Source organism: Rhizobacter sp. P5_C2 (assembly GCF_054049715.1).
In genome coordinates this window covers 1-24179 of record NZ_JBFULV010000089.1, presented here as the reverse complement: position 1 = coordinate 24179, position 24179 = coordinate 1, and the positions used below count along the sequence as shown (strand labels likewise).

General features: G+C 70.5%; 19 protein-coding genes. 13 read left to right on the top strand and 6 right to left on the bottom strand.

What is annotated here, in order from left to right:
- The 3 genes from ACXJLU_RS25695 to ACXJLU_RS25685 form a co-directional block, all read right to left on the bottom strand.
- A partial coding sequence (locus ACXJLU_RS25695; protein WP_457335894.1) for a hypothetical protein occupies positions 1-204 on the bottom strand: 204 nt, incomplete at its 3' end.
- Positions 201-1673, bottom strand: coding sequence for a glucan biosynthesis protein G (locus tag ACXJLU_RS25690; protein ID WP_457335892.1), 1473 nt, complete (start codon positions 1671-1673; stop codon positions 201-203). The genes ACXJLU_RS25695 and ACXJLU_RS25690, both read right to left, overlap by 4 nt.
- A gap of 393 nt (positions 1674-2066) precedes the next feature.
- The gene (locus ACXJLU_RS25685) at positions 2067-3374 is read right to left on the bottom strand and encodes a DUF4397 domain-containing protein (protein WP_457335890.1); all 1308 of its coding nucleotides are present in this window, start codon (positions 3372-3374) and stop codon (positions 2067-2069) included.
- Positions 3375-3508: 134 nt separating this feature from the next.
- Between ACXJLU_RS25685 and ACXJLU_RS25680 the strand changes: the two genes are divergently transcribed.
- The 5 genes from ACXJLU_RS25680 to ACXJLU_RS25660 all read left to right on the top strand — a co-directional run bounded on the left by ACXJLU_RS25680 (position 3509) and on the right by ACXJLU_RS25660 (position 8137).
- Positions 3509-4381, top strand: a complete 873-nt coding sequence (locus ACXJLU_RS25680) for a DUF6502 family protein (protein WP_457335888.1) — start codon at positions 3509-3511, stop codon at positions 4379-4381.
- Complete coding sequence (locus ACXJLU_RS25675; protein WP_457335886.1) at positions 4378-5562, top strand: DUF5666 domain-containing protein; 1185 nt, start codon at positions 4378-4380, stop codon at positions 5560-5562. Before ACXJLU_RS25680 ends, ACXJLU_RS25675 begins: the two co-directional genes overlap by 4 nt.
- 93 nt (positions 5563-5655) lie before the next feature.
- Positions 5656-6342, top strand: a complete 687-nt coding sequence (locus ACXJLU_RS25670) for a heavy metal response regulator transcription factor (protein ID WP_073462265.1) — start codon at positions 5656-5658, stop codon at positions 6340-6342.
- Complete coding sequence (locus ACXJLU_RS25665; RefSeq protein ID WP_457335884.1) at positions 6339-7712, top strand: heavy metal sensor histidine kinase; 1374 nt, start codon at positions 6339-6341, stop codon at positions 7710-7712. The genes ACXJLU_RS25670 and ACXJLU_RS25665 overlap by 4 nt, the downstream gene beginning before the upstream one ends.
- 89 nt (positions 7713-7801) lie before the next feature.
- Entirely contained in the window at positions 7802-8137 is a 336-nt protein-coding gene (locus ACXJLU_RS25660) for a DUF4148 domain-containing protein (protein WP_457335882.1), read from the top strand.
- A 13-nt stretch (positions 8138-8150) separates the two neighbouring features.
- Here ACXJLU_RS25660 and ACXJLU_RS25655 read toward each other — a convergent pair whose 3' ends face one another.
- Entirely contained in the window at positions 8151-9056 is a 906-nt protein-coding gene (locus tag ACXJLU_RS25655) for a LysR family transcriptional regulator (protein ID WP_457335880.1), read from the bottom strand.
- Between the two features lie 57 nt (positions 9057-9113).
- Complete coding sequence (locus ACXJLU_RS25650) at positions 9114-9491, bottom strand: DUF3892 domain-containing protein (RefSeq protein WP_457335878.1); 378 nt, start codon at positions 9489-9491, stop codon at positions 9114-9116.
- Between the two features lie 56 nt (positions 9492-9547).
- Between ACXJLU_RS25650 and ACXJLU_RS25645 the strand changes: the two genes are divergently transcribed.
- The 3 genes from ACXJLU_RS25645 to ACXJLU_RS25635 all read left to right on the top strand — a co-directional run bounded on the left by ACXJLU_RS25645 (position 9548) and on the right by ACXJLU_RS25635 (position 10740).
- Complete coding sequence (locus ACXJLU_RS25645; protein ID WP_457335876.1) at positions 9548-9889, top strand: helix-turn-helix domain-containing protein; 342 nt, start codon at positions 9548-9550, stop codon at positions 9887-9889.
- Between the two features lie 4 nt (positions 9890-9893).
- Positions 9894-10091 (top strand): hypothetical protein, encoded by a 198-nt coding sequence (locus tag ACXJLU_RS25640; protein WP_457335874.1) that lies wholly within the window; start codon positions 9894-9896, stop codon positions 10089-10091.
- Positions 10092-10293: 202 nt separating this feature from the next.
- Positions 10294-10740, top strand: coding sequence for a hypothetical protein (locus ACXJLU_RS25635; protein WP_457335872.1), 447 nt, complete (start codon positions 10294-10296; stop codon positions 10738-10740).
- Positions 10741-10778: 38 nt separating this feature from the next.
- Here the strand turns inward: ACXJLU_RS25635 and ACXJLU_RS25630 are convergent, their stop codons facing one another.
- Positions 10779-11879, bottom strand: a complete 1101-nt coding sequence (locus ACXJLU_RS25630) for a zinc metalloprotease (RefSeq protein ID WP_457335870.1) — start codon at positions 11877-11879, stop codon at positions 10779-10781.
- 217 nt (positions 11880-12096) lie between these two features.
- Between ACXJLU_RS25630 and ACXJLU_RS25625 the strand changes: the two genes are divergently transcribed.
- The 5 genes from ACXJLU_RS25625 to ACXJLU_RS25605 are packed head-to-tail and all read left to right on the top strand — an operon-like array spanning position 12097 to position 24028.
- Complete coding sequence (locus ACXJLU_RS25625) at positions 12097-13644, top strand: Lcl domain-containing protein (protein WP_457335868.1); 1548 nt, start codon at positions 12097-12099, stop codon at positions 13642-13644.
- A 51-nt stretch (positions 13645-13695) separates the two neighbouring features.
- The gene (locus tag ACXJLU_RS25620) at positions 13696-17451 is read left to right on the top strand and encodes a DUF4132 domain-containing protein (protein WP_457335866.1); all 3756 of its coding nucleotides are present in this window, start codon (positions 13696-13698) and stop codon (positions 17449-17451) included.
- Positions 17448-20420, top strand: coding sequence for a DUF4132 domain-containing protein (locus ACXJLU_RS25615; protein ID WP_457335864.1), 2973 nt, complete (start codon positions 17448-17450; stop codon positions 20418-20420). The genes ACXJLU_RS25620 and ACXJLU_RS25615 overlap by 4 nt, the downstream gene beginning before the upstream one ends.
- Positions 20417-21508: an ATP-binding protein gene (locus tag ACXJLU_RS25610; protein WP_457335862.1), complete on the top strand. Its 1092-nt coding sequence runs from the start codon at positions 20417-20419 to the stop codon at positions 21506-21508. The genes ACXJLU_RS25615 and ACXJLU_RS25610 overlap by 4 nt, the downstream gene beginning before the upstream one ends.
- 12 nt (positions 21509-21520) lie before the next feature.
- The gene (locus ACXJLU_RS25605; protein ID WP_457335860.1) at positions 21521-24028 is read left to right on the top strand and encodes a DUF5682 family protein; all 2508 of its coding nucleotides are present in this window, start codon (positions 21521-21523) and stop codon (positions 24026-24028) included.
- Positions 24029-24179 lie beyond the last annotated feature (151 nt).

The following is a 24179-nucleotide window of genomic DNA, read 5'->3' as shown; positions in this document are numbered from 1 at the left end:
CCAGGCCTCGGGGGCCTGAGCCGGTGCGGCCGGCGCGGCCGCTGCGGCGCGCGCGCCGGGCTGCACCAGGCGGCCCAGGCCGGCCAGCGTGCCGACCAGCAGCTCGCCGAGGCTGCGTGTGAAACCACGCCACGGCTGAGCCACCATCGAGCCGCGGTTCATGCGCGGCATGCTGGCGCCCGGTGCGGATCGGTCGGCGCTCACTCGGGTTGAATGATCGTGGTCCATGTTTCGGTCAAGGCGTTGTCGCCGGTTTGGAGAAAGGCTCGCAGCTCGGCGGGTTGCGCGAGTTCGAGGCGGTTGACGCGCACGGTCATGCGCCAGGTGCCGGTCGCAGGGTTGCGATAGGCGTTGCGTTCAACGATCTGGGCGTTGGTGCCCGCGGTGACGACGGCCTTCACCGACGCATCGGCGGGCAGCGCGCGCAAGGCAGGGCCGTCGAAGTCGACGACGTACTGCACCTCGCGCGGATCCAGTGCTTTCTTGCGGTCGACGAAGCCGTGGCCGCGGCGGGTCTGCACCGTCCAGCCGGCCGGCGGGCGCTGCTGGCGCTCGCCCTGCCACTGCATGCGGTAGGCGAAGTCGATCGGCTGGCCGGGCGCCGGCACGCTGGCAGGCACCCAGTACGCGACGACGTTGTCGTCGGTCTCGTCCGGCGTGTGCAACTGCAGCAGCTCGACGCGGCCCGGGCCCCACGAGCCCTGCGGCGTGACCCAGACGCTCGGGCGGTGCTCGTACTGCGCCTCGGTGTCTTCGTAGCTGTTGTAGGCGTGGTCGCGCTGCATCAGCCCGAAGCCCTTCAGCTCGGCCATCGAGAACGAGGTGACCAGGGTGCTCTTCGGGTTGACCAGCGGGCGCCACAGCCATTCGCCGCCGCCCTTGCCGTCACCGGTGGCGACCATCAGGCCGTCCGAGTCGTGCACCTCGGGGCGGAAGTCACCGGCCTTCGGCTGGTTCTCGCCGTGCGCGAACATGCTGGTCAGCGGCGTCAGGCCGAGCGTCGCGACGCCGGCGCGCAGGAACAGGCGGGCCTGCACGTCGATCGCCGTCTCCTCGCCGGGACGCAGCGTGATGCGGTACGCGCCGGTCGCGCGCGGCGAATCGAGCAGCGCGTGGATCACCAGCGTGGTCGCCTGCGGCGCCGGGCGCTCGATCCAGAACTCGCTGAAGCGCGGGAACTCCTCGCCGCTGCCGCCGACGGTGTCGATGCCGAGGCCCCGCGCCGACATGCCGTAGTGCTGGCCTTTGCCCAACGCGCGCAGGTAGCTCGCGCCGAGGAAGACCACCAGCTCGTCCTTGTAGGCCGGGTTGTTCAGCGCGTAGTGCACGCGGAAGCCGGCGAAGCCGAGGTCGCCCCAGCCCTTCTGCGTCAGCTTGTTCTTGCCGTAGTCGAAGTCGGCGCGGTCGAACGCGACGTGGTTGACCCGGCCATCGGGGGCGATCTCGTTGATCGACACCGGCTGCGTCTGGAACTTGCCGAGGTGGAAGAAGGCCAGCTCGAACGGCAGGTTCTCGCGGCGCCACAGCGCCTTCTGCGGGTTGAAGCGGATGTCGCGGTACTGGTCGTAGTCGAGGTTCTTCAGCTCATCGGGCAGCTTGACCGTGACCGGCGCGTAGGGGCGGGTCGCGGCCTGCCGGGCGCGCTCGGCCACGTCGTCGAAGCCGAAGGCCATCGCCTGGCCGGCGAGGCCCGCGAGGCTGAGTGAAACCAGCGCGCGAACCCATGTCGCGGATCGGCGAACGGTGGAAGCGGTGAGCGCGGTGTGACCGGGGGAAGCGAGCAAAACGTGGTTCCTGTCTGGCAAAACAAGGCCGTGAAAACGGCCGCGATGCCTTGACAGCGCAACGCTTGTGCCAGCAGAAAAAATCTTTTCAGATCAACGACTTGCAGCGAGTAACAAAGGGTTTGCCCGTATCTGACGCTCAAACAGCTGTCCGGACCGGTCTTTTTGTCGCCGTGCAGCGACAGCCCTTCCCCGGGGTTTCGCCAAGTTGTTGATATGAAACAACTATTCGCCTGTCACCGGATGGCGACAGGCGAATCGGCGACCGGTTGCCGCCGCCGTTCAGCGGTCGCGCACCAGCGTCCCGAGCGGCGCCGCGGCGTCGCCGAGCATGAACACCGTGTAGACCCGGGTGGCCTGCAGGTTGGCTTCGTCGTTCAGGTACAGCCGGGACGCCGCGGCCGGCGAGGTCACCTCCAGCCGGATCGGGTTGCCGACCACCAGGCTCGCGCTGACCGAGGCCTGGCCGAACGGGATGTCGCTCGCGACCAGGCCGTAGTCGGCCGTCAGCGTCACGTTGCCGGCCAGGCCGTTGACGCCGTGCACCAGCCGCAGCTTCGCGCTGGTGGCGGCGGCCGGCTTGTTGTTGTCCTGCAGCACGAAGGCGGTCGGCGCGGCCGGCGTGCCCAGCACCATCAGCGTCACGTCGGCACCGGGCAGCGCGGTGAACGCCGGCAGCGCGATGGCGGCACCGCCGTTCACGCGCAGTTCGCCGATGACCGCACCGGCCGGCACCATCGCATACGGCACGATCGCCGGCGACGCGATGCCGCTCGACAGCGTGATGCCGTTCGCCTTCACCGACACCGCACCGCTGGCGGTCGTGCCGGCCACCACGCGCACACGGGCCGACGGATTCTTCTGCGCGACCACGTCGGCGCGCTGGTTCAGCAGCAGGCCGTGCACCAGCACGCCGCCCGGCGTGGCCGTCAGCACCAGCGTCACGACCTGCTGGTCGGCGAGCGTCACCGACGGCAGGTCCAGCCGCACGTCGGCCTTGTTGCCTGCGCCGGTCACGACGATGCGCCACGCGCCCTTCGCGAACTCCTTGTACAGCCCGAGTGTGTCGGTCGGGACGTTGCCGAGCGCCGGGTTCTGGTCGGCCAGCGCCGCATCCGTCGGGAACACGTAGGTGTCGAGCGTGCCGGCCTCGACCGCGCCGTTCATCACGCGCAGCTTCGCCTGGCCGGCCGACGGCGCCGTTTCGCTGTCGTTCATGTACATCGCGCGCAGCGAGGTCTCGCTGCTGTAGGCCACCAGCGTGTGGTAGCCGTCGCTGGCCACGGTGCGGCTCACGCTGGCCGCGCTGGAGGTGGAGCCGCTGCGCTTCAGCGTCATCGCGACCGTGCCCGAGCCAATCTCCGAATAGGCCCCGACCGCGAACGACGCGGTGTCCTTGGTCTGCAGCGCGTCGCCGGCGTAGAAATCGAGCGCCGCGTAATCGGTCGTTGCGTTGACCAGGCGCACGCGGCCGGGCGAGCCGCCGCCGTCGTCGGAGCTGCCGCCGCAGCCGGGCAGCACGGCGGCCGCCGCCAGCGCCGCGAGGGCCGTCGCGGCAACCAGGATCCGGCGGGTGAAGAACTTGTTCATCGAAGCGTTTCCAGTGGATAGATAAAATGTGCCAATCGCACATTCACTGTAGATTCCATGACACACGGTGACAAGTCCCGGGCAAGCACGGATTGCAAAACCGTGATCGAATGTGCACACTGCACATTAAACTGATGACCACGCCCGACGACACCGAAGCCGCCTTCCAGCAGGCGCTCGAGCGCCTGCTGCTGCCGCTCGCGCAGCTGTGCCTCGATCGCGGCCACGGCTTCCCGCTGCTGGCCGAAGCGTTGAAGCGCGCGCTGGTCGCGGCGGCACGCGAGGCGCACTCCGGCGCGCAAGCGAGCCGCGACATCAGCCGCATCAGCACCACCACCGGCCTGACGCGCCGCGAGGTGACGCGCATCACGCACACGCCGCCGGCCGACGCGTCGCCGCGCAGCTCGCCGGCCACGCAGGTCTTCACCAAGTGGATGGGCAGCCGGCGCCTGCAGGACAAGCACGGCCACCCGAAGGCGCTGCCGCGCCAGGGCAAGGCGCCGAGCTTCGAGGAGCTGGCGCGCTCGGTGACGCGCGACGTGCACCCGCGCAGCCTGCTCGAAGAGCTGTGCCGGCTCGGCCTCGCGAGCTTCGATCCGGTGACCGACACCGTCACGCTGGAGCGCGATTCCTTCGTGCCGAGCGCCGACCAGTCGCGGCTGCTCGGCTTCGTCGGCCACAACGTCGGCGATCACCTGTCGGCCGCGGTGGCCAACCTGGCGGCCGGCAGCAGCGGCGAGAAGCCGCCGCATTTCGAGCAGGCGGTGTTCGCCGACGGCCTCTCGGCCGATTCGGTCGCGCAGCTGCGAGGTCTGGTCACCGAGCAATGGCGCGGGCTGATGGCCGCGCTGGTGCCGCGGCTCACCGAGATGATCGAGGCCGACGAGCGCGCGCACCAGGCCGGCGATCCGCCGCCGCGCCGCGTGCGCGTCGGCCTGTACACCTTCCATGCCGATGCGCCCGCGGCGGCGGCACCCTCTTCACCAGACGAGCCCGACCCATCGTGAACACCCGCCCACCGACCCGCTGCCGCCTGACCGCGGGGCTCCTGGCCGCCGCGCTGCTGATCACCCCGCTGGCCGGTTGCGGCGGCGGCGTCGACAGCGGCGGCACCGGCATCATCGCGTCCGGCCCGATCAGCGGGCTCGGCTCGATCTTCGTCAACGACGTGCGCTTCGACGACGACAGCGCCGAGATCCGCGACGAGCAGGGCGCGCTGCTGACGAAAGACCAGCTGAAGCTCGGCATGACGGTGGTCGTCGAGGGCGGCACGCTCGACACCAGCAGCACGCAGGCCACCTCGACGGCGCAGGTGATCCGCGTCGTCAGCGACCTGGTCGGGCCGGTGGGCACGGTGGATGCCGCCGCCGGCAGCTTCACCGTGCTCGGCCAGACGGTGCTCGTCGGCGCGCGCACGCTGTTCGACGGCAGCCTGACCGGCGGCTTCGCTGCGCTGGTGCCGGGCATCACGGTGCAGGTGTATTCGCAGTACGACCCGCTGACGCGCCAGTACGCCGCCACGCGGGTCGAGCAGTTGCCCGACGCCGCGTTCTACAAGATCCGCGGCGTGGTCGCGGCGCGCGACCCGCAGGCGCCCAGCCTGACGCTGGGCAGCGAGGTGATCGGCGTCGCCGGCGTGGCCGGCAGCGCGGTGCCGCCGGTGGACATCGGCGATTTTCTCAGCGTGCGCCTGCTCGCCGAGAACGGCCAGCTCGCCGCCACCTCGGTGCGCACCGCCGACCTGATGCTGAGCGACCATGCGGTGGCGCGCGTCGAAGGCACGGTGACCGAGATCCTCAGCCCGCGCAGCTTCAAGGTGAACGGCATCGCGGTGGACGCCGCCGCCGCGCACTTCGACGGCGACGAGAGCAAGGTCGTGCTGGGCGCGCGCGTCGGCGTGCTGGGCAGCACGCAGGCCGGCACGCTGGTGGCGGCGCGGGTGATCGTGCACGACGACAGCGTGCCGGCGATCGCGAGCTTCGCGCTGGTCGGCGCGGTGCAGGAACTCGACGCGGCGGCGCGCAGCTTCCGCATCCGCAACACGCCGGTGGTGTTCGACGACAGCACCGCGTTCAGCGGCGGGCTGGCCGCCGACCTGGCGAACGGCCGGCGCGCCACCGTGGCCGGCGTGCCCTCGCTCGACGGCACCCGCATCGTCGCGACGCAGGTCACGTTCGCGGCGCCCTGACGGGCCGTCAGAAAGAAGAAGTCCCGCGCAGATGACAGATTTGTCATCTGCGCGTCAGCCGCCGGCCGGGGGAGCATCACTAAACTCCCGGGAATGCGCGTCCTGATCATCGAAGACGAACCGAAGACGGCCGACTACCTGCGCCGCGGGCTGACCGAGCAGGGGCACGTCGTCGACGTCGAGCACAACGGCATCGACGGCCGCCATGCGGCGCTCGAAGGCCGGCACGACGTGATCGTGCTCGACGCGATGCTGCCGGGCATCGACGGCTTCGAGATCCTGCGCGACGTGCGCCGCGTGAAACAGGTGGCGATCATCATGCTGACCGCGCGCGACGGCATCGAAGACCGCGTGCGCGGCCTGCAGGACGGTGCCGACGACTACCTCGTCAAGCCCTTCTCCTTCCTCGAACTCAGCGCGCGGCTGCATGCGCTGTCGCGCCGCAGCCGGCAGACCGAGCCGACCACCATCACGATCGGCGACATGGTGCTGGACCTGCTCGGCCGCAAGGTGCAGCGCGGCGGCGACCGCATCGACCTGACCGCGAAGGAGTTCTCGCTGCTGACCACGCTCGCGCGCCGGCCCGGCCAGGTGCTGTCGCGCACCGAGATCTCCGAACTGGTGTGGGACATCCACTTCGACAGCAACACCAACGTCGTCGAGGTCGCGGTGAAGCGGCTGCGCGCCAAGCTCGACGGCCCCTACCCGGTCAAGCTGCTGCACACGATGCGCGGCATGGGCTACGTGCTCGAGGCGCGCGCGGCGGAGGGCACGCCGTGACGCGCCGCCTCTCGGTGCGGCTCACGCTGATGTTCGCGGCCTGCGCCGCGGCGGTGTTCCTGGTCGGCGGCTGCGCGCTCTACCGCATGCTCGACGGCGGCCTGATGGAGCAGGTGCGCGGCGAGATGCGGCTGCGCGCCGGCTGGGCCGAATCCATCGTGCTGCGCGTGCAGGATGAATCGCAGTGGCGGCTGTGGCTCACGCCCAAGTTCAACACCCTCGAGATGGAACGCAGCGACGTGCGGCTGTGGGTCGTCAGCGACGAGCCGAGCTTCCGCTACGGCCCGCGCCGCGCCGACATCGAGGCGCTGGCGATGGCCGGCGGCTACGGCGAGCTGGTCGAGCCCGGCCACCCGTGCAAGCTGCTGACCTGGACGCGCCACCTGCCCGCCGACGGCGACCGGCCCGCGGTGACGCTGGTGCTGGTGAAAGACCCGCTGCGTTTCCTGCAGACGCTGGAGGACTTCCGCTTCGCGCTGATCGGGCTGGGCACCGTCGGCGTGCTGGCGGTGGCCTTCCTCGGCTACGGCATCGCCCGTGTCGGGCTGCGCCCGCTCGACCGGCTGAGCCGGCAGGCGCAGGCGCTCGATCCGAACCACCAGGACCAGCGGCTCGTGCTGCAGCCGATGCCCGCCGAGCTGGACAACCTGACCGCCTCGTTCAACGGCGCGCTGGCGCGGCTGGAGGCGGCGTACCAGCAGCTGGAGGCCTTCAACGCCGACGTGGCGCACGAGCTGCGCACGCCGCTCACCAACCTGATCGGCCAGACGCAGGTGATGCTGACGCGCGAGCGCAGCGCCGGCGAGCTGGAGGAGGTTCTGCGCTCCAACCTCGAGGAGATGGAGCGGCTGAAGGGCATCGTCAACGACATGCTGTTCCTCGCGCGCGCCGACCAGGGCGCGGCCGCGTCGCGCCATGCCGACACCTCGATCGCCGACGAGGTGCACAAGGTGGCCGAGTACCTCGATGCGCTGCTCGACGAGCGCGGCGTGCGCATCCGCGTGCAGGGCGACGAGCGCGGCTGCGTCGAGACGGCGCTGCTGCGGCGCGCGCTCGGCAACCTGCTGCAGAACGCGATCGAGCATTCGACGCCGGGCGACGAGATCCTCGTCGAGATCGCGCGCCTGCTCGATGCGCCCGAGCAGATTCGCGTGGCGGTCAGCAACCCCGGCAACCCGATCGACGAGCAGCACCTCACGCACCTGTTCGACCGCTTCTACCGCGTCGACAGCGCGCGCCGCAACCCGGGTGGCAACCACGGGCTGGGCCTGGCGATCGTCAAGGCGATCGCGCTGATGCACCGCGGCTCGGTGTTCGCGCGCTCGCAGGCCGGGCGCAACACCTTCGGTTTCACGTTGACGGCCACCTGACAAAAACGTCATCTGCCGGACAGGCTCCTGTGCGGGCCCGCTTTCTACGATGCCTTCACTCCCAACCACTTCGTGAAAGGTACCGAATCATGAAAGCCACCCTCGCACTGAGCATCGCCGCCCTGGGCTTCACCGTGCTGTCGCAAGCCGCGCACGCCGACACCGACACCGCGGCCAATCAGGCCTACAGCACGCCGTCGACGCTGACGCGCGCCGAAGTGCAGGCCGACCTGGCGTTGTGGCAGCGCGCCGGCCTGGAAGCCGCCGCCGGCCGTGAAAGCTTCGACCCGACCCGCCCGGACATCGCCAGCCGCCTCGCGCAGTACAAGCAATGGCGCAGCGGCTCGGAATACCGCACCGAGCTGGCGCGCCTGCAGGACAAGTCGATGACGGCGCAGGCGCCTTCGTCGCGCATGGCCAACTGAGCAGGCGTTCTCCTCAAGCCGCCAGCTTCACCGATCGGCAAGCAGAGGCCAGCGCGACCAGGTTCGGGTCGCGCTGCCTCGACTTCAGGTAGTTCAGCCCGATCTGCTGGCGCACCTGGTAGCGCGGCTGCAGCGGGATCAGTTCCACCTTGCCGCCGAGTGCCTCGCGCACGCGGCCCGGCAGCAGCGTGCAGCCGAGGCCGCCGCCGACCAGGTTGATCAGCGTGAAGATGTCGCCCACCTGCATCGCGAGCTTCGGCGTGAAGCCGGCGGCGCGGAACGCGGTGTCGAAGCCGTCGCGCGTCGCGAAGCCCTTGCGCAGCGTGACGAAGCGCTCGCCGACGCAGGCCCCCAGGTCCACCGCGCCCAGCCGGGCGTAGCGCGAGCCGATCGGCGCCGCGAAATACATCTGGTCGTCGAACAGCACGAGCGATTCGATGTCCGGCTCGTTCGGCGGGATCGCCATCAGCGCGGCATCCACGGTGCCGGCGCGCAGTTGCGCGAGCAGCTCGGCGTTCGAGCCCATCACCAGTTCGGCCTGCACGTCGGGCCGGCGCAGCTTCATGTCGGTGACGAGCCGCGGTACCGTCTCGACGCCCAGCGAATAGAGCGCGCCGAGGCGGATGCGGCGGGCCGACCAGCCGCCGCTCGCGCGCGCAGCCTGCACGCCGTCGTCGAGGATCTGCAGCGCGTGGCGTGCCGAATCGGCCAGCACGCGTGCGGCCTCGGTGGGCAGCAGCTCGCGGCCCTCGTGGCGGAACAGCGGGCAGTCGAGCGCATCTTCCAGCGAATGCAGCGCGCGGTGCACGCTGACCGTGCTGACCTCCAGCTGCTCGGCGGCACGCCGCAGGTTGTTGGTCTCCATGTACGCCAGCAGCATCTCCAGCTTGCGAAGCGTGATCTCTTCCATCAGTGCCATCGCACGGTTCTTTCCTTGTTTGCGATGGATGCTAGCGATGGGGCCCCCCCGAAACTGCTACGCAATGTTCCGTTCGTTGCAAGGCGCGCGCAAGGTGAGCCGCGATGGCGGAAAGGGGCCGACGCAGTGTGGTGGGTAGATGAACGACGGCAGGCTCAGCAGATCGTCGGTCCAGCCTGCTTGGCCCCGGGCACGCAGGTGCGGCCTGCGGCCACTGGAGCGATCGACCTCCACTTCGCGACGGCGACAGAAAATCGGATCGATGAAGTAGAGACGCTGCGCATCGGATTCGATCAGCTCGATCGCTGTGGTGGCACTCAGTTGCCACATCAGCGAGCCAACGTGGCTGAACATCAGGCCGACATGGGTGATCGCACGGTGCGTGGGGTTGGTGGTGGGGTGGAGGGTGATGAAGTTGATGAGGAGGTCGGGCATCGGCGGTGCGTCTGCGGAAGGACGCGCGAAGAGGGAATGCGCCGAGCTTGCGGCGAATGTTCTCTGTTGACACGTGTCTTCAGGCGACCGAGTCGACAAGATGGCGCTCGATGCGTCCCAGCCGCAATGCCCTTCTCGTACAAGCCCTCGGTGTCGTTCTGAAGGAACGTCGCCAGGAGCTGGGCATGACACAGGAAGACCTGGCCGGCGAGGCGGAACTGGACCGCGCGTTCATCACGATGATGGAGGCGGGCAAGAAGCAGCCGTCGGTGAGCGTGTTCTGGAAGCTGGCCGGCGGCGTGAGGCTCAGCGCGGCGGAGCTGGCGACGCGCGTGGACAGTCGGCATGGCGACATGCGGGCCGCGTGCACGGTGGAATCCAAGCCACAGCTTTCATGACGGCATGCTGACCGAAGAAGAACTCACCGCGTACGAAGCGAAGCGAGACTTGGCCACTGAGTTGCTGCAATCCGTGCGTGAAATGAAGACTCGACAAGTGCGGGTCGTTTCGTTGCCGATCATGGAAGCGAGCAACGCGACGAAGCGGCCCTCGCATTCGAATGCGCTGACAGTGTTGGTTGTTTCAAAGACGCGGCCGTGAGCGACGCGCGCACGACACGCCTTGGCGCTCGAACAGCGTTCCGACATCTCGCAGGCGCGGCATGGCGAGTGGCTGTCCGACAGCCTGCAACGCCGGACCTGATCTCGGCCGGCATCTCGCCCTTCCAAGCGTTACACCTCGCCGGTCAACAGGTGAACCTCCCAAGCCGTTGGATGCCCCATCAACGACTCCGGATGCCCCCATGATCCCCGTCACCCGAACCCTGTCGCGGCTCGCCGCCGCGACCTGTCTTGCCCTCGCCCTGACCGCCTGCGGTGGCGGCGGTGACGACGGCTACGTCACCTTCGACGTCGGCATCATCGTTGCGGGCCAGCCGATCAGCAGCGGGCATGTGCACTCCGGCTCGTCGCAAAGCATCTCGGTCTATGCCGGCGACTCTCTGCAGCTCGATGCCAGCGAGCCGGTCGTGTGGTCGCTGCAGGTCGCGGGCACCTCGGTCAGCGGCAGCGGCAGCACGGTGTACTACGGCGGCATCGGCGTCACGATCGACACCCTCAGCGCGTCACGCATCCTGGTCGACACCTTCGACACCAGCGCCTTCAGCACGCCGGTCGCGCTGACTTTCACCGCCACCTCGACCTATGACGCTGCGGTGGTGGCCACTGTGACGGTGTACGTCTACTACTGAGCGAGTTCGCCGACCCCTGATCGGCGAGGCCCCCGCGCTCAGGTGACCATCAACGACGTCGTGCCCGACTGACCCGGCTGGTACAGCCGCAGGCGCACGTGGTACGTGCGGCCCTTGAAGAGCTTGGTCGTGATGCTCGCGTTGCGATCCTCGCCGCTGTCGTCGTCGGCGGCCAGGTAGCTCGGCTTGCCGCCGATCTCCTCGAACAGCGCGAGCAGGGTATCGGTCGCGCCCTTGGTCGCGATCGTGTACTTGCGCGAAACCGTCGGCTTGAACGTGCAGTCGACCTGCTGCCCTGCCGCCAGGTCGACGGCGATCGACTGGAACGGCTGCAGCGCCGTCGGTACCGGTGCATCGCCGGGGTACCACTTCACCACCCAGGCCTTGTCGGCGCTCGACAGCGTGCCGGGCGGCACCAGGCCCTCCAGGTCGTACTTCTGCGGCTCGTCGATCAGGCCGCGCTCGAACTCGTATTCCATGATCGAGTCCGGATCCCAGGCCGAGCCCTGCACCTGCTGCGTGTCGAGCTTTTCGAGGATGTTGTGGAAGGTCGTCCCGCGCGACCAGTTGTTCGGCGGCGCACCGAGCGATGCATAGACCGCCTCCTCGTGCCACTTGATGCCGGCGAACGGGTTCTGGTGCTCGTGCTCCATGCCGAGCACGTGGCCGAGCTCGTGCAGCGCGGTGCCGCGGCCATAGGGGGTCGTCAGGTCCCAGCCGTAGACGGTGGTCGGCTGGGTGAGCGGGATGGTCAGGATGTCGCGGCCCACCGCCGACGCGGAACGGCCGTCGGCCAGCGAATAGCCGATGCGGACCTCGGCCTCGCTCAGCGCATCGACCTCGACGAACTCCAGCCCGATGCCGACCGCCTTCCAGGCGTCGAAGGCGTGGCGCACCGCATCGGCCTGCGATTTGGGCACCGCGTAATGCGAGCCGCCGCTGAAGAAGCCGTAGTGCAGCACCGTGCGGTTCGCCCACTTCGAGCGACCGGCCAGGATCGCCGCGGCGCGCAACGGATCGGCCGTCACCGCGTCCGACAGCTTGGGCTTGGGCCGCGGCGCCGTGCTGCACAGCGGCTTGGCCATCGGCTTGCCGTAAGGCGTCGTTCCACCACCAGGACTGTTGCGTGACGTGCTCATGCGAATCTCCTTGATGCTGCCGGAGGGACTGATTCAGACTAGTCACTGAAAGCGCGCAGTTCCATCCTCAAGCGAGAGGACTGCGCCGTCGCGCAATTGGTGATGCGCTTCACGCTGTGGCCCGCTTGTCGATCAAGCCGCATGCCGAAGCGGCCGATATGTCCGCTGCCCACCGTCCATTCCCGGACCCGGGCCCATGCGCACAAGGACAGCGGCGATGAAACAGATCAGGCAGTGGTTGATCGGCGCCGCCATCGGCGTGCTGGCCGCGTGCGGTGGCTCGGGTGGCGGTGGGGGCAGCAGTGGCAATGGCGGCAGCACGACCGCGACGGGCGGCAACTCGGTCGGCAATGCACCCGCGACGACCGTGTCCGGTGTGGTGGCCGACAAGAACGGGCTGGCGATCCAGGGCGTGCTCGTCACCGTGTTCCACCACAACGACCACACGACCCGCACCGCCACCACCGATGCCGACGGCCGCTATGCGATCGCCGGGCTGAGCGCCGGCATCAATGCCGACTACGCGGTCTACGCGCAGCAGGCCGGCTTCGCCTTCTACCCGTCGGTCGGCGACGCGGCCGGCTCGGTCACGAAGATGGATTTCAACGGGCTCTACCGCACCGTGATCCGCTTCGCGACGCTGCCGACGCACGATGTCGCGAACGCGGACTTCACCGCCTCGCGCGCAGGCGACCGGATGGCGAGCCTGCCGCGCACCGGGCAGTCGGCGAGCTTCGCGGCCGGCGACGACGGCTCGCTCGCCCACGGCGTCGCGTGGCCCGGCAGCCGGTTCATCGACAACGCCGACGGCACCGTCACCGATGCACTGACCGGACTGGTGTGGCTCAGGAACGCCGGCTGCTTCAACGCGACCGACTGGCCGACGGCGCTCGCCACCGCCGCGCAACTGGCCAGCGGCGCCTGCGGCCTGAGCGACGGCTCGGCCGCAGGGCAATGGCGCATGCCGAACGCGAACGAGCTGGAGAGCCTGGTCGACGTGTCGCAGGCTGGCCCGGCGGTGGCGAGCGGCCACCCGTTCACCGGCATCGCCCTCGCCAATGCCTACTGGAGCTCGACCACCTACATGGCACTGACGAGCAGCGCAATGGCCATCCGCTTCAGCGACGGGCGCTGGATCAACGGCGCGAATGCGGCCGATGGCGGCATGAGCAACGTGAAGGCCAGCTCGGCGAATTCGCTGTGGGCGGTGCGCTCGGGCACAGCCGGCGCGGTGCAGCTGCTGGCCACCGGCGTGTACGCCGGCATCGGCGGCGGCTCGTTCGGCAGCGCCGACGATGCCGCGCTGCAGACCGGCGTGGCCCTCACCTCGCCGCGCTTCATCGACAACGGCGACGGCACGCTGGCCGACACGGTGACGGGCCTGACCTGGCTGAAGAAGGCCGATTGCATCCAGCAGCCCTGGTCGGGCGCGCTGGCGGCGGTGAACGCGCTCGCGAACGGCCAATGCGGTCTCGCCGACGGATCGACCGCCGGACAGTGGCGCCTGCCCAACCGCGCCGAAATGCTGAGCCTGTCGGACCGCGCGCCGACCTTCCCGCAGGCCTCGTACCTGAACGGCCAGTACCAGGCCGGCACGGCGGTCACCGGCCCCGCGGTGTTCGACAACTTCATCGTCTCGGACTACTACTGGACCTCGACCACCAGCGCGGCGGACATGAGCGAAGCCTGGACCATCTACAGCTGCGACTTCGGCGTCTACAACGTCGCGAAATCCGAGCTGCGTTACGCGCTCGCGGTGAGGTAGCGCCCCGATATAGTCCGTTGCTGTACGCAGCAGACAGGAAGGACGCGGGGCATGCGCCGATTCGAGCTGGTCGAGGGAACATCGAACAAATTCTGGGAGGTGGTCGTGGCCGAAGCCGACGTGACGGTGCGCTTCGGCCGCATCGGCACCAACGGCCAGGCCAAGACCAAGTCGTTCGCGAGCGCTGCGGCCGCGCAGGCCGAGCATGACGCGCTGGTGAAGGAAAAGACCGGCAAGGGCTACCGCGAGACCGGCGTGGCCGCCGGCGCGACGCTGGCGGCGGTCGCTGCGCCGGCTGCGGCGCCTGCAGCGCCGAAGGCGGCAATCCCCTCGACACCGACAGCGACGCCGACACTGCCACCGCCACCCAAGGCGCCTTCCCCTCCCGCCGCGACACCCGCCACCGACGCCGCGCCGATCGACTGGCCCCACGGCGGCTTCGACTGGAACGATGCCCTGCGCAAGGCGCTGCCGGTGGTCCGCGGCATCCATGCCCCCACGCCCGTCGATGGCCGCAGCCTGCTTGCGACGCCCGTCACCGTCCGCGACGTGCAGTACAGCCACCGCGCGCAGGAGTTCACCGCGCTGGCTTCGCAGCTGAAACGGGCCTGGTCGCAGTGGAACGCCACCAGCTTCACCGAGATGACGCAGCCCGATCGGCTGAAGCAGGCCGATCCCGACTTCTGGCTGGAGCTGTGCGCGCAGTGCCTGCACGGCAACGTCCTGCACCAGGGCGACCACTACGGCACCCACGGCCTCGCCTGGGCCACGCAGGTGGGGATCGCGCTGCACGGCCTGCCGTTCATGATCGAGACCGCGCTCGATCTCGCGCGCGGCGCGCAGCCGCACCAGTTCACGCTGAGCCGCGTGATCAGCTCGCAGTTCGAGGCGCTGCGCACCGCGATTGCCGCCGCCGGCGACGCCGAGCACGACGCCGCCGTCGCCACGCTCGATCGCCAGGCCGGCGCGACGCCGCTCGACCGCCTGCTGCGCGCCGTGCTGTGCCCGCACCGCAGCGACTGGGCCCTCGCCAGCATGGCCGACGACGCCGCGGACGACCAGCTCTACCTGCGCGACTGTGTCGTTCCGGCCGAGGCCATGCGGGGCTACCTGAAGGCCGCCTCGCCGTACTACTACCTGATGGAAGGCGCGCTCGCGCTGCAGATCCACCTGCACGGTGCCGACGCCTTCGAGCTGCTCGCCGACCTGCTGCGCCGCGCCGACGACCGCGACAACAGCGAGAAGTTCACCGCGCTGGTGCTGCGCATGCGCGTGCCGCAGAGCATCCCGCTGCTGACCGAGCTGATCGAGCGCAAGGACGCGCGCGCCGCGCTCGACAAGCTGTCCGAGCGCTACCCGGCCGCCACGCTGCAGTGCGTGATCGGCCATGCGCTCGCCACGCGCTCGCGGCTGGCCGAAGGCTGGGCCGTGCGGCTCGCATTGCGCGAACCCGCCGCGCTGGCGCAGGCCCTGCCCACGCTCGGTGCCGGCGAGCGCGAGCGCTTCCAGGCGCTGCTCGATGCACTGCAAAGCGCCGAGGCCTCGCCCGAGCAATTGCCGCCGCTGCTGCGCGAGCCGCCGTGGTTGCGCAAGGCTCGCGCGGAAGACTTGCCGACGCTCGACATCACCGCCCGCGCCACGCCCGACCGCCTCGTGTGGACCGCCGCCGAACGCACGCGCCATGCAGCCCACCAGGTCAACCCGTGGCGCAGCAAGCAGTCGCCGAACCCGACCGCGTATGCGCTGACCGAGATGCAGGTCACGCCCGAAGGCCAGGCACGCGTGATGGCCGGCCAGCCGCTGCTGCCCGACGACTTCAAGATCACGAAGAACTACTTCTACGGCCAGACGCCCGAGGTCGTGCTGCTGTTCCCCGACGCCGCCGCGCTCGCGCTGTGGAGCAGCTACCCGTCGAAGTACTGGTATTCGTTCAGCGACAACAGCGCACCGATCCGCGCCATCCTCGCGCGCCACGGCGAGGCCGCGGTGCCGGGCTTCGTCGGCTACGTGCAGTCGTACCCGGAATCCGGGCTGCCGATCGCAATCGATGTCGACAGCGCGCAGCTGGTGCCGATCGCGCTGCATGCGCTGCGCAACCTGAAGAAGGCGAAGGCGCCTGCGATGGCCTGGCTGCGCGCGCACGTCGACACCGCGCTGGCGCAAGCCCTGCCGCTCGCCTTCGGCCGCGACCGCACGCTGCGCGAGAACGCGCAGTTCGGCCTGCGCTGGCTGGTGGCCAACGGCTTCGAGGCGCGGACCCGCGAAATTGCCGAGTCGTCCGGCACGCCGATGCAGAACGCGCTGCAAGCCCTGCTCGACGCCGACCCGCTGCTGGTGCTGCCGGCGCGCATGCCCAAGCTGCCGGTGTTCTTCGTCGCACCGGCCCTGCGCCGCCCGCTGCTGCGCGACAGCGGCGAAGCCCTGCCGACCACCGCGATCGAGCACGTCGGTTCGATGCTCGCGATCAGCAAGCTCGAAGCGCCCTACCCCGGCCTCGCGATCGTCAAGGAGCTCTGCACGCCAGGCTCGCTGGCCGAGTTCGCGTGGGACCTGTTCGAGGCCTGGATCGCCGCGGGCGCACCGAGCAAGGACGGCTGGGCCTTCGCCGCGCTCGGCCTGCTGGGCAACGACGAGACCGCGCGCCGGCTCGCGCCGCGCATCCGCGAATGGCCCGGCGAATCGGCGCACCAGCGCGCGGTCACCGGGCTGGATCTGCTCGCCGCGATCGGCAGCGACGTGGCCTTGATGCACCTGAACGGCATCGCCGGCAAGGTGAAGTTCAAGGCCTTGCAAGACCGCGCGAAGGAGAAGATCGCCACGGTGGCCGAGGCGCGCGGCTTCACCGCCGCCGAGCTGGCCGACCGCCTGGTGCCCGACCTGGGCCTCGACGAGCACGGCGCGCTGGAACTCGATTTCGGGCCGCGCCGCTTCTTCGTCGGCTTCGACGAAACGCTGAAGCCCTTCGTGAAGGATGCGCAGGGCGTGCGCCTGAAAGACCTGCCGAAGCCGATCAAGAGCGACGACGCCGCGCTGGCCGAGGCCGCCACCGACCGCTTCAAGCAGCTGAAGAAGGATGCCAAGGCGATCGCCAGCCTGCAGGTGACGCGGCTGGAGATGAGCATGGTCGAGCGCCGGCGCTGGGCGGCCGCCGATTTCAAGCTGTTCTTCCTCGAACACCCGCTGATGCGCCATTTGGCCGCACGCGTGGTGTGGGGCGTGTATGAAGGCGAGGACGACACGCCCGGCGCGCTCGCGAGCGCCTTCCGCGTCGCCGAGGACTGGACGCTCGCCGACGGCGACGACGTGCAGACCACGCTGCCCGACGACGCGAAGGTCGGCATCGTCCACGTGCTGGAGATGCCGGCGGCGATGCAGGCCGCGTTCGGCCAGGTGTTCGCCGACTACGAGATCCTGCAGCCCTTCAAGCAGCTCGGCCGCGAGACCTACCGGCTCACGCCGGAGGAGCTGCAGGCCACCGAGCTGACGCGCTTCGTGCACAAGACGGTGGCCACCGGCAGCGTGATGGGCCTGGTCAACCGCGGCTGGGAGCGCGGCGACGCGCAGGACGGCGGCTGGGTCGGCTGGTTCACGAAGCGCGTGGGCGGCGGGCTGGAGGTGGAGCTCGAACTCGACCCCGGCACCGTGATCGGCGACCTGAGCTACGAACCGAAGCAGCGCATCCCGAAGATCGTGCTGCGCGAATCCGGCACCTGGGCCCAGCAGGGCCATGTGAAGTTCGAGCGGCTCGACCCGATCGTCGCGAGCGAGGTGCTGCGCGACGCAGACCTGTTGGCGCCGCTGCCATGAAGAAGGCGCCCCTCGGCCTGGTCTGGCCCACCGGCGGCTTCCAGTGGACGCCGGAGTGGCTGGAGCTGCTGCCGGTGATGCGCGGCGTTCACCTGCCGTCGGCCGCACCGTCAGTCCAGGAGAGTGCGGCCGTCGCGCTGGAAGCCGCGCTGGTGGGCCCGCTGCCCCAGGCCTACGCGGATTGGTTCGCACGGTTCGAGCCGCTGCGCGACGCGGTCGCCTGTGCCGACGAGGCCGCGTACGAAGCCACGCTCGCGGTGGCACAGCGCGGCAGGACGAGTTCGTCGCCGACCGCCCGTGCCTGCGCCTTCGTCTTCCCGCACCTCGCCGACTGGACGGCCGAGTGGCTGGCCGCCCACGGCAAGGAGCCTTGGGGGCATGCGGTGCTGGTGCGGTCTGCGATGCAGCCGGCCGACTTTCTGGCGTATTGCGCGGCGCACCCCTGGCTCGACCACGCCTCATTGACGAAGGGCTTGCTGCTGCAGTTGAAGCTGCACGGCGAGGCGGCGCTGGAGGTGCTGGCGTGGTTCATCCGCACGCGCCTCACGTCGCGTGACCCGAAGCTCGCGACGCAGGCCCTCAAGCTCGCGGCCCAGATGCGGGTGCCCGGCCTGCTGCCGCTGCTGGTGGTGCAGTCGGAGCACAAGAAAGTGCGCGACACGCTGGAGAAGCTGGCGAAGACCCATCCGGTGGCCGTGCTGCTGACGGTGATCCGCCATGCGATGGCCGGGCGCAGCCGGGCCGCCGAGACCTGGGCCTTGCGGCTGGCACACGAGTGGCCGGAGGCCTTGCCGGCCGCGCTCGATGCGCTGGAGCCCGCGCTGCGCAGCCGCTTCGAGGCCGCGGTGGCGGCGCTGAATCCGGTGGAGGCGCACGATGCGGCCTTGCCGCCGATCCTGCGTGACCCGCCGTGGCTGCGCGCCGATCGGCCGGGGCAGCTGCCGATGCTGGACGTGCCCGCCATCGTGACGCCCGACGCGCTGGCATGGCCTGCGGACCTGCGGGAGCGCGTGCGGGCCATGCAGGCCCAGGATCAGGTCGAAGACCTTGCGCAGTGGAACAGCCTGCCGCCCGAACACTGGAAGTTCAGCCCCTGGAGCCTCGACGCCGAACAGGTGCTCGTCCGCTTCGGCGTGGCAGCGATCCCCGGCATGGTGGCGGTGCTGACCACGCACCTCGGCAAGAGGCCAGACATCGCGCTGCTGATGGACACGCCGCTGCTGGTGCCGCGCATGGCGAAGCTGCTGCGGCAATCGCGCATGCACCGCGCCGGCGCGATCGACTGGATCACCAAATTCCCGCGTACCGTGATGTTCCGCGCGCTGCCCGCGGCGTTCGCGGCGCAGCACAGTCCGGAGCGCGACGATGCGCGCCACACCTTGCGCTGGATGGCGGAGCAAGAGGGCGGGCGCGGCAGGCTGCTGGAAGCCGCCGCGGCCTATGGCGAGCCGATGACCCAGGCCGTCGCCGCGCTGCTGTCCACCGACCCGCTGGACGTGCTGCCAGGTGAGATGCCACCGCTGCCAGGCTTCCTCGACCTGGCCACGATGCGCCGCCCGCACCTGCAGGCCGGCGGCGCGCTCAGCGTTGCCACCACCGGGCACCTGGTGCGCATGCTGATGATCGGCCAGCCCGATGCGCCCTACCCCGGCGTCGCGCTCGTGCAGGCCGCGTGCACGCCGGCCAGCCTCGCCGAGTTCGCCTGGGACCTGTGCGAGGCGTGGATCGCCACTGGCGCGCCGTCGAAGGACAGCTGGGCCTTCCGCACGCTGGGCCTGCTGGGCAACGACGAGACGGCCCGCCGCCTGATCCCGCGCATCAACGACTGGGCCGGCGCGCCCGGCACCCGCGGCCGCGCCGAATCCGCACTCGACCTGCTGGCCGCCATCGGCACCGACGTGGCGCTGATGCTGCTGAACACCCAGGCCACCAAGGGCCGGCACAAGCGCGTACAGATGCGCGCCGCCGGCATGATCGCAGCGGTGGCCGATGCGCGCGGGCTCACGCTCGATGAACTCGGCGACCGGCTCGCGCCGACGCTCGGCCTCGACGAACCGGATGCGGCGGTCTTCGATTTCGGCCCGCGCCGGTTCTCGCTCAGCTTCGACGAAAGCCTGAAGCCCGTCGTGCGCGATGCCCGCGGCCTGCGCCTGAAAGACCTGCCGAAGCCGCTGAAGGCCGACGACGCCGCACTCGCCGGCCCGGCGGCCGAGCGCTTCAAGCAGCTGAAGAAGGACGTGCGCGCCATCGCCAGCCTGGAGATCACGCGGCTGGAACGCGCGATGCGCAACGGCCGGCGCTGGCCGCTGCCCGAGTTCCGCCGCTTCTTTCTCACGCATCCGCTGATGCGCCACCTCGCCACGCGCCTGGCCTGGGCCACCTACGACGGCGGCACGCTGCGGAAGCCCTTCCGCGTGGCCGAAGACTGGACGCTCGCCGATGCGGCGGACGAGCAGCTCGCGCTGCCCGAGGCCGCGCTGATCGGCATTCCGCATGTGCTCGAACTCGACCCGCCGGTGAAGGCGCAGCTGGGCCAGCTGTTCGGCGACTACGAGATCCTGCAGCCGTTCAAGCAGCTGCAGCGCGAGACCTACGCGCTGACGCCGCAGGAGAAGCAGCAGAGCACCATCAAGCGCTTCGAGAACCGCGATGTCGCGACCGGCGCCGTGATCGGCCTGGACCAGAAGGGCTGGGAGCGCGGCGGCGCGGAGGACGGCGGCATGATCCGCGAGTACGCGCGCGACGCGCCCGATGGCCTGCGCGTGACGCTGCGCTTCAGCCCCGGCATCTTCGTGGCCGGCGGCGTGATGGAGCCCCGCCAGTCGCTCGAGTGGGTCACGCTCGCGCGCCGCTCGGCCGAAGGCAGCGTCGACGCGCTATCGTTCGACGCACTCGACCCGGTGTCCGCCAGCGAGATGCTGCGCGACATCGACCTGCTGAACCCCGCCCTTTCCCAGCCCACGCCATGACCGACCGCACCACCGCCCTCAAGAGCCAGCGCCCGCCCGCCGAGCTGCTCTACGCCGACGAGCTGGCCCAGCTCGCGAAGCACGACAGCGGCCCGGTGCCGCCCGGCTGGCGGCTGTCGATGAAGGCGGTAATGCGCTTCATCGGCGGCGCGCCCGGCATCCGCCGCAAGATCGTCTGCGCGCCCAGCCTGCTCGAGCGCGCGATGGTCACGCTGGCGTCGAACCGCGCGCTGCTGCTGGTCGGCGAGCCGGGCACCGCGAAGAGCCTGCTGTCGGAGCTGCTGGCGGCCGCCATCAGCGGCACCAGCACGCTGACCATCCAGGGCAGCGCCGCCACCACCGAAGACCAGATCAAGTACGGCTGGAACTACGCGCTGCTGCTGAACGACGGCCCCAGCCCGCGTGCGCTGGTGCCCTCGCCGCTGTACCGCGCGCTGCGCGACGGCCGCATCGTGCGCTTCGAGGAGATCACGCGCTGCCCGCCGGAGGTGCAGGACGGGCTGCTGTCGATCCTCTCCGAGCGGCTGCTGATGGTGCCCGAGCTGCCCGACGACAACGCGGTGTTCGCCGCGCCCGGCTTCAACCTGATCGCCACCGCCAACACGCGCGACCGCGGCGTCAACGAGATGTCGGCCGCGCTGAAGCGGCGCTTCGCGTTCGAGACGGTGTTCCCGATCGCCGACTACGACGAGGAGCTCGCGCTGGTGCGCTCCGAGCTGGCGCGGCTGCTGGCGCAGGACCAGATCGCGGTGCAACCGTCGGACGACGTGCTGGAGGTGCTGGTCACCACCTTCCGCGAGCTGCGCACCGGGCTCGACAAGGATGGCAACGCCGGCGAGCGGCTGTCGACCGTGGTCAGCACCGCCGAGGCGGTGAGCGTCGCGCATGCGGTGGCGCTGCGCGGCCACTACCTGCGCGGCGACGCCGGCCGGCCGGCCGACATCGTCGAGGCGCTGGCCGGTGCCGCCGCGAAGGACAACGCCGACGACCTGAAGAAGATCCGCCGCTACATCGAACAGCGTGCCAGCCGCCGCAAGGGCGAGCACTGGCAGGCCTTCCACGCGGCGCGGCACCTGCTGCCGGAATGAGGGGCGCCTGAGGTGCCGACGGGCCAGGTTCGCGTGATCGGCGTGCGCCACCACAGCCCCGCCTGTGCGCGGCTGGTGGCGCACGCGATCGCGCACCAGCGGCCGCAGGCGGTGCTGATCGAAGGCCCGAGCGATTTCAACCCGCGCATCGGCGAGCTGCTGCTCGATCACCAGTTGCCGCTGGCGCTGTACAGCTACGCGAACGAGGACGGGCAGGCGGCGCAGTGCTGGTTCCCGCTGCTCGACCATTCGCCGGAGTGGGTCGCGCTGCGCGCGGGCCGCGACATCGGTGCGGCGCTGCGCTTCATGGACCTGCCGCACTGGCGCTACCGCGCGCTGTCCGATGCGCAGCGCCGCACCGCCGGGCAGTGGAACGCCCGCTCGCGCTACGGGCAGGTGGTCGATCACCTGTGCCGCCGCTTCGGCTGCGACAGCGACGACGCGCTGTGGGATCACCTGTTCGAATCGCTGCCCGCTGACACCGCGCCCGATGAGCTGGCCCGGCGGCTCGACCTGTACTTCGCCGAGCTGCGCGGCGACGAGGCCGGCACGCCGCAGGACCAGGCGCGCGAAGCCCACATGGCGCAGTGGATCGCGTGGGCGGCGGCCAACTTCGAGCGCGTGCTGGTGGTGTGCGGCGGCTGGCACAAGCCGGCGCTGGAACGCAAGGAAGCACCGTTCGCCCTGAAAACACCGTCCGCCTTAGAAAAACCGTTCGCCCTGAGCTTGTCGAAGGGTGGGACTGAGCCTGTCGAAGGCCTCGCGCGCTCCGGGAACAACCCTTCGACGGACGGGCCTTCGACAGGCTCAGTCCCTGCTCAGGGCGAACGGGAGGGACGCGAACGGGAGGTGCGCGCCGTGACTGGCGAACCCGACGTGCCGCAGCCGGCCGACGAACGCGCCGCCGGTTGCTACCTGGTGCCGTTCGAGTTCCGCCAGGTCGATGCGCTCGGCGGCTATGCCGCGGGGCTGCCCTCGCCGATGTACTACCAGTGGCTGTGGCAGCACGGCCTGCGCCCGGCCGGCGACCGTGCGGTCGCGACGATGGTGGCACGGCTGCGCCGTGCGCAGGTGCCGCTGTCGACCGCCGACCTGCTGGCCTTCGAGCGCAGCGCCGCCGCCTTGGCCGCGCTGCGCGGGCACGCGGTACCGCTGCGCGTGGACCTGCTCGACGCGCTGCAATCGGCCGTCGTCAAGGAGGCGCTGGACGTGCCGGCGCCGTGGAGCAACGACCGCCGCCTCGGCACGCACCACCACCCTGTTCTGCGCGAGGCGCTGCTCGCGCTGACCGGCGACGGTGCCGGCCGCCTGCATGGCGACACGCCGCTGCCGCCGCTGCTGCGCGACGTGCGAGAGCGCCTGGCCGCCCTCGACCTGCCGATCGAGCGCACGGCCCACCAGCGCGTGCTCGACCGCCGCCGCGCCGACGACACCGTGCGCGCCCAGCTGCTGTGGCAACTGCGCTGCCTGAAGATCAGCGGCGTGCAACTCGTCGAGACCAAGGCGCCCCGCGCCGCACGCGGCCTCGCGCGCGAGCTGAACTTCGAGGAGCACTGGCGACTGCAGCAGACCGAGCGCTGGTACCCCGACCTGATCGAGGCCGCGGTGCACGGCGCCACGCTCGAAGCCGCGGCCCGCCAGGCGCTGCTGCGCCAGGTGGCCGATGCGCAGGGCGATGCCGCGGTGCTGGCGCAATGCCTGATGCAGGCGATCCGCGCCGGGCTGCTCGACATGGGCCGCGAACTCGCGCAGCAGCTGCGCCAAGGCATCGGCAGCAGCCACGACCACGGCGCGCTCGCGCGGGCCGCGCAGTCGCTGGCCGCGATCGTCGAGGCCGGCTTCTGGGGCGACGACCCGCGCGAGCTGCTCGAAGACACGCTGGCGCTGATGGCCGGCCAGTTGCTGTGGCTGCTCGAAGGCCGCGACGGCGCCGGCAGCCCGCAGTTGCTCGAGGCCGACGTGCGTGCGGCCGCGGTGTTCGACACGCTGCTGCGCCTGCACCTGCCCGCGCTCGACGGCGGCTTCGTGCGGCAGACGATGGCCCGCCTCGCGCGCGCCGCCACCAAGCCGCCGGCGCTGCGTGGCGCGGCACTCGGCGTCGCGTTCCAGCACGACGCGCTGGCCGCCGATGCACAAGCCGCGCGCGACGAGGTGATCGCGATCACCCGCGCGATGCCGCCGCGCGACGCACTCGGCGATTTCCTGTACGGCCTGTTCTCCTGCGCGCGCGCACTGGCGAACGAGAGCGACGGCATCGTGCGTGCGATCCATGCGGCGCTCGACGGCATGGGCGTCGAGGACTTCCTGGTCGCGCTGCCGGCGCTGCGCTCGGCACTGGGCTGGTTCCCGCCACGTGAGCGCGGCGCGCTGGCCGCGCACGTCGCGCGGCTGCTCGGGCTGGACGCGAACCAGCGGCAACGACTGCTGAAGCTGCACGACGGCACCGAGGCGCTGCTCGATGCGCGGCGCGTCGAAGCGCAGGCGATGGCGTGGGCGCAGCAGATCGGCCTGACGCGGTGATGAGGCCATGACCAAGCCGCTGCCCGACCTCGACGCCGCCGAGCGCTGGCGCCTGCTGCTCGGCGAGGCCGCCGACGCGAGCCTCGGCGCGGCCGGCGGCAACGCGGCCGCGATGGACCGCGCGCTCGCCTGGCTGTACGGCCGCGACGAT

Bases quoted from the DNA above. Each gene is read 5' to 3' on its own strand.
- ACXJLU_RS25610 (WP_457335862.1), top strand. From the start codon at position 20,417: ATGACCGACCGCACCACCGCCCTCAAGAGCCAGCGCCCGCCCGCCGAG.
- ACXJLU_RS25650 (WP_457335878.1), bottom strand. From the start codon at position 9,491: ATGCCCGACCTCCTCATCAACTTCATCACCCTCCACCCCACCACCAAC.
- ACXJLU_RS25680 (WP_457335888.1), top strand. From the start codon at position 3,509: ATGACCACGCCCGACGACACCGAAGCCGCCTTCCAGCAGGCGCTCGAG.
- ACXJLU_RS25620 (WP_457335866.1), top strand. From the start codon at position 13,696: ATGCGCCGATTCGAGCTGGTCGAGGGAACATCGAACAAATTCTGGGAG.
- ACXJLU_RS25615 (WP_457335864.1), top strand. From the start codon at position 17,448: ATGAAGAAGGCGCCCCTCGGCCTGGTCTGGCCCACCGGCGGCTTCCAG.
- ACXJLU_RS25645 (WP_457335876.1), top strand. From the start codon at position 9,548: ATGTTCTCTGTTGACACGTGTCTTCAGGCGACCGAGTCGACAAGATGG.
- ACXJLU_RS25655 (WP_457335880.1), bottom strand. From the start codon at position 9,056: ATGGCACTGATGGAAGAGATCACGCTTCGCAAGCTGGAGATGCTGCTG.
- ACXJLU_RS25630 (WP_457335870.1), bottom strand. From the start codon at position 11,879: ATGAGCACGTCACGCAACAGTCCTGGTGGTGGAACGACGCCTTACGGC.
- ACXJLU_RS25640 (WP_457335874.1), top strand. From the start codon at position 9,894: ATGCTGACCGAAGAAGAACTCACCGCGTACGAAGCGAAGCGAGACTTG.
- ACXJLU_RS25635 (WP_457335872.1), top strand. From the start codon at position 10,294: ATGATCCCCGTCACCCGAACCCTGTCGCGGCTCGCCGCCGCGACCTGT.
- ACXJLU_RS25625 (WP_457335868.1), top strand. From the start codon at position 12,097: ATGAAACAGATCAGGCAGTGGTTGATCGGCGCCGCCATCGGCGTGCTG.
- ACXJLU_RS25690 (WP_457335892.1), bottom strand. From the start codon at position 1,673: ATGGCCTTCGGCTTCGACGACGTGGCCGAGCGCGCCCGGCAGGCCGCG.
- ACXJLU_RS25660 (WP_457335882.1), top strand. From the start codon at position 7,802: ATGAAAGCCACCCTCGCACTGAGCATCGCCGCCCTGGGCTTCACCGTG.
- ACXJLU_RS25685 (WP_457335890.1), bottom strand. From the start codon at position 3,374: ATGAACAAGTTCTTCACCCGCCGGATCCTGGTTGCCGCGACGGCCCTC.
- ACXJLU_RS25670 (WP_073462265.1), top strand. From the start codon at position 5,656: ATGCGCGTCCTGATCATCGAAGACGAACCGAAGACGGCCGACTACCTG.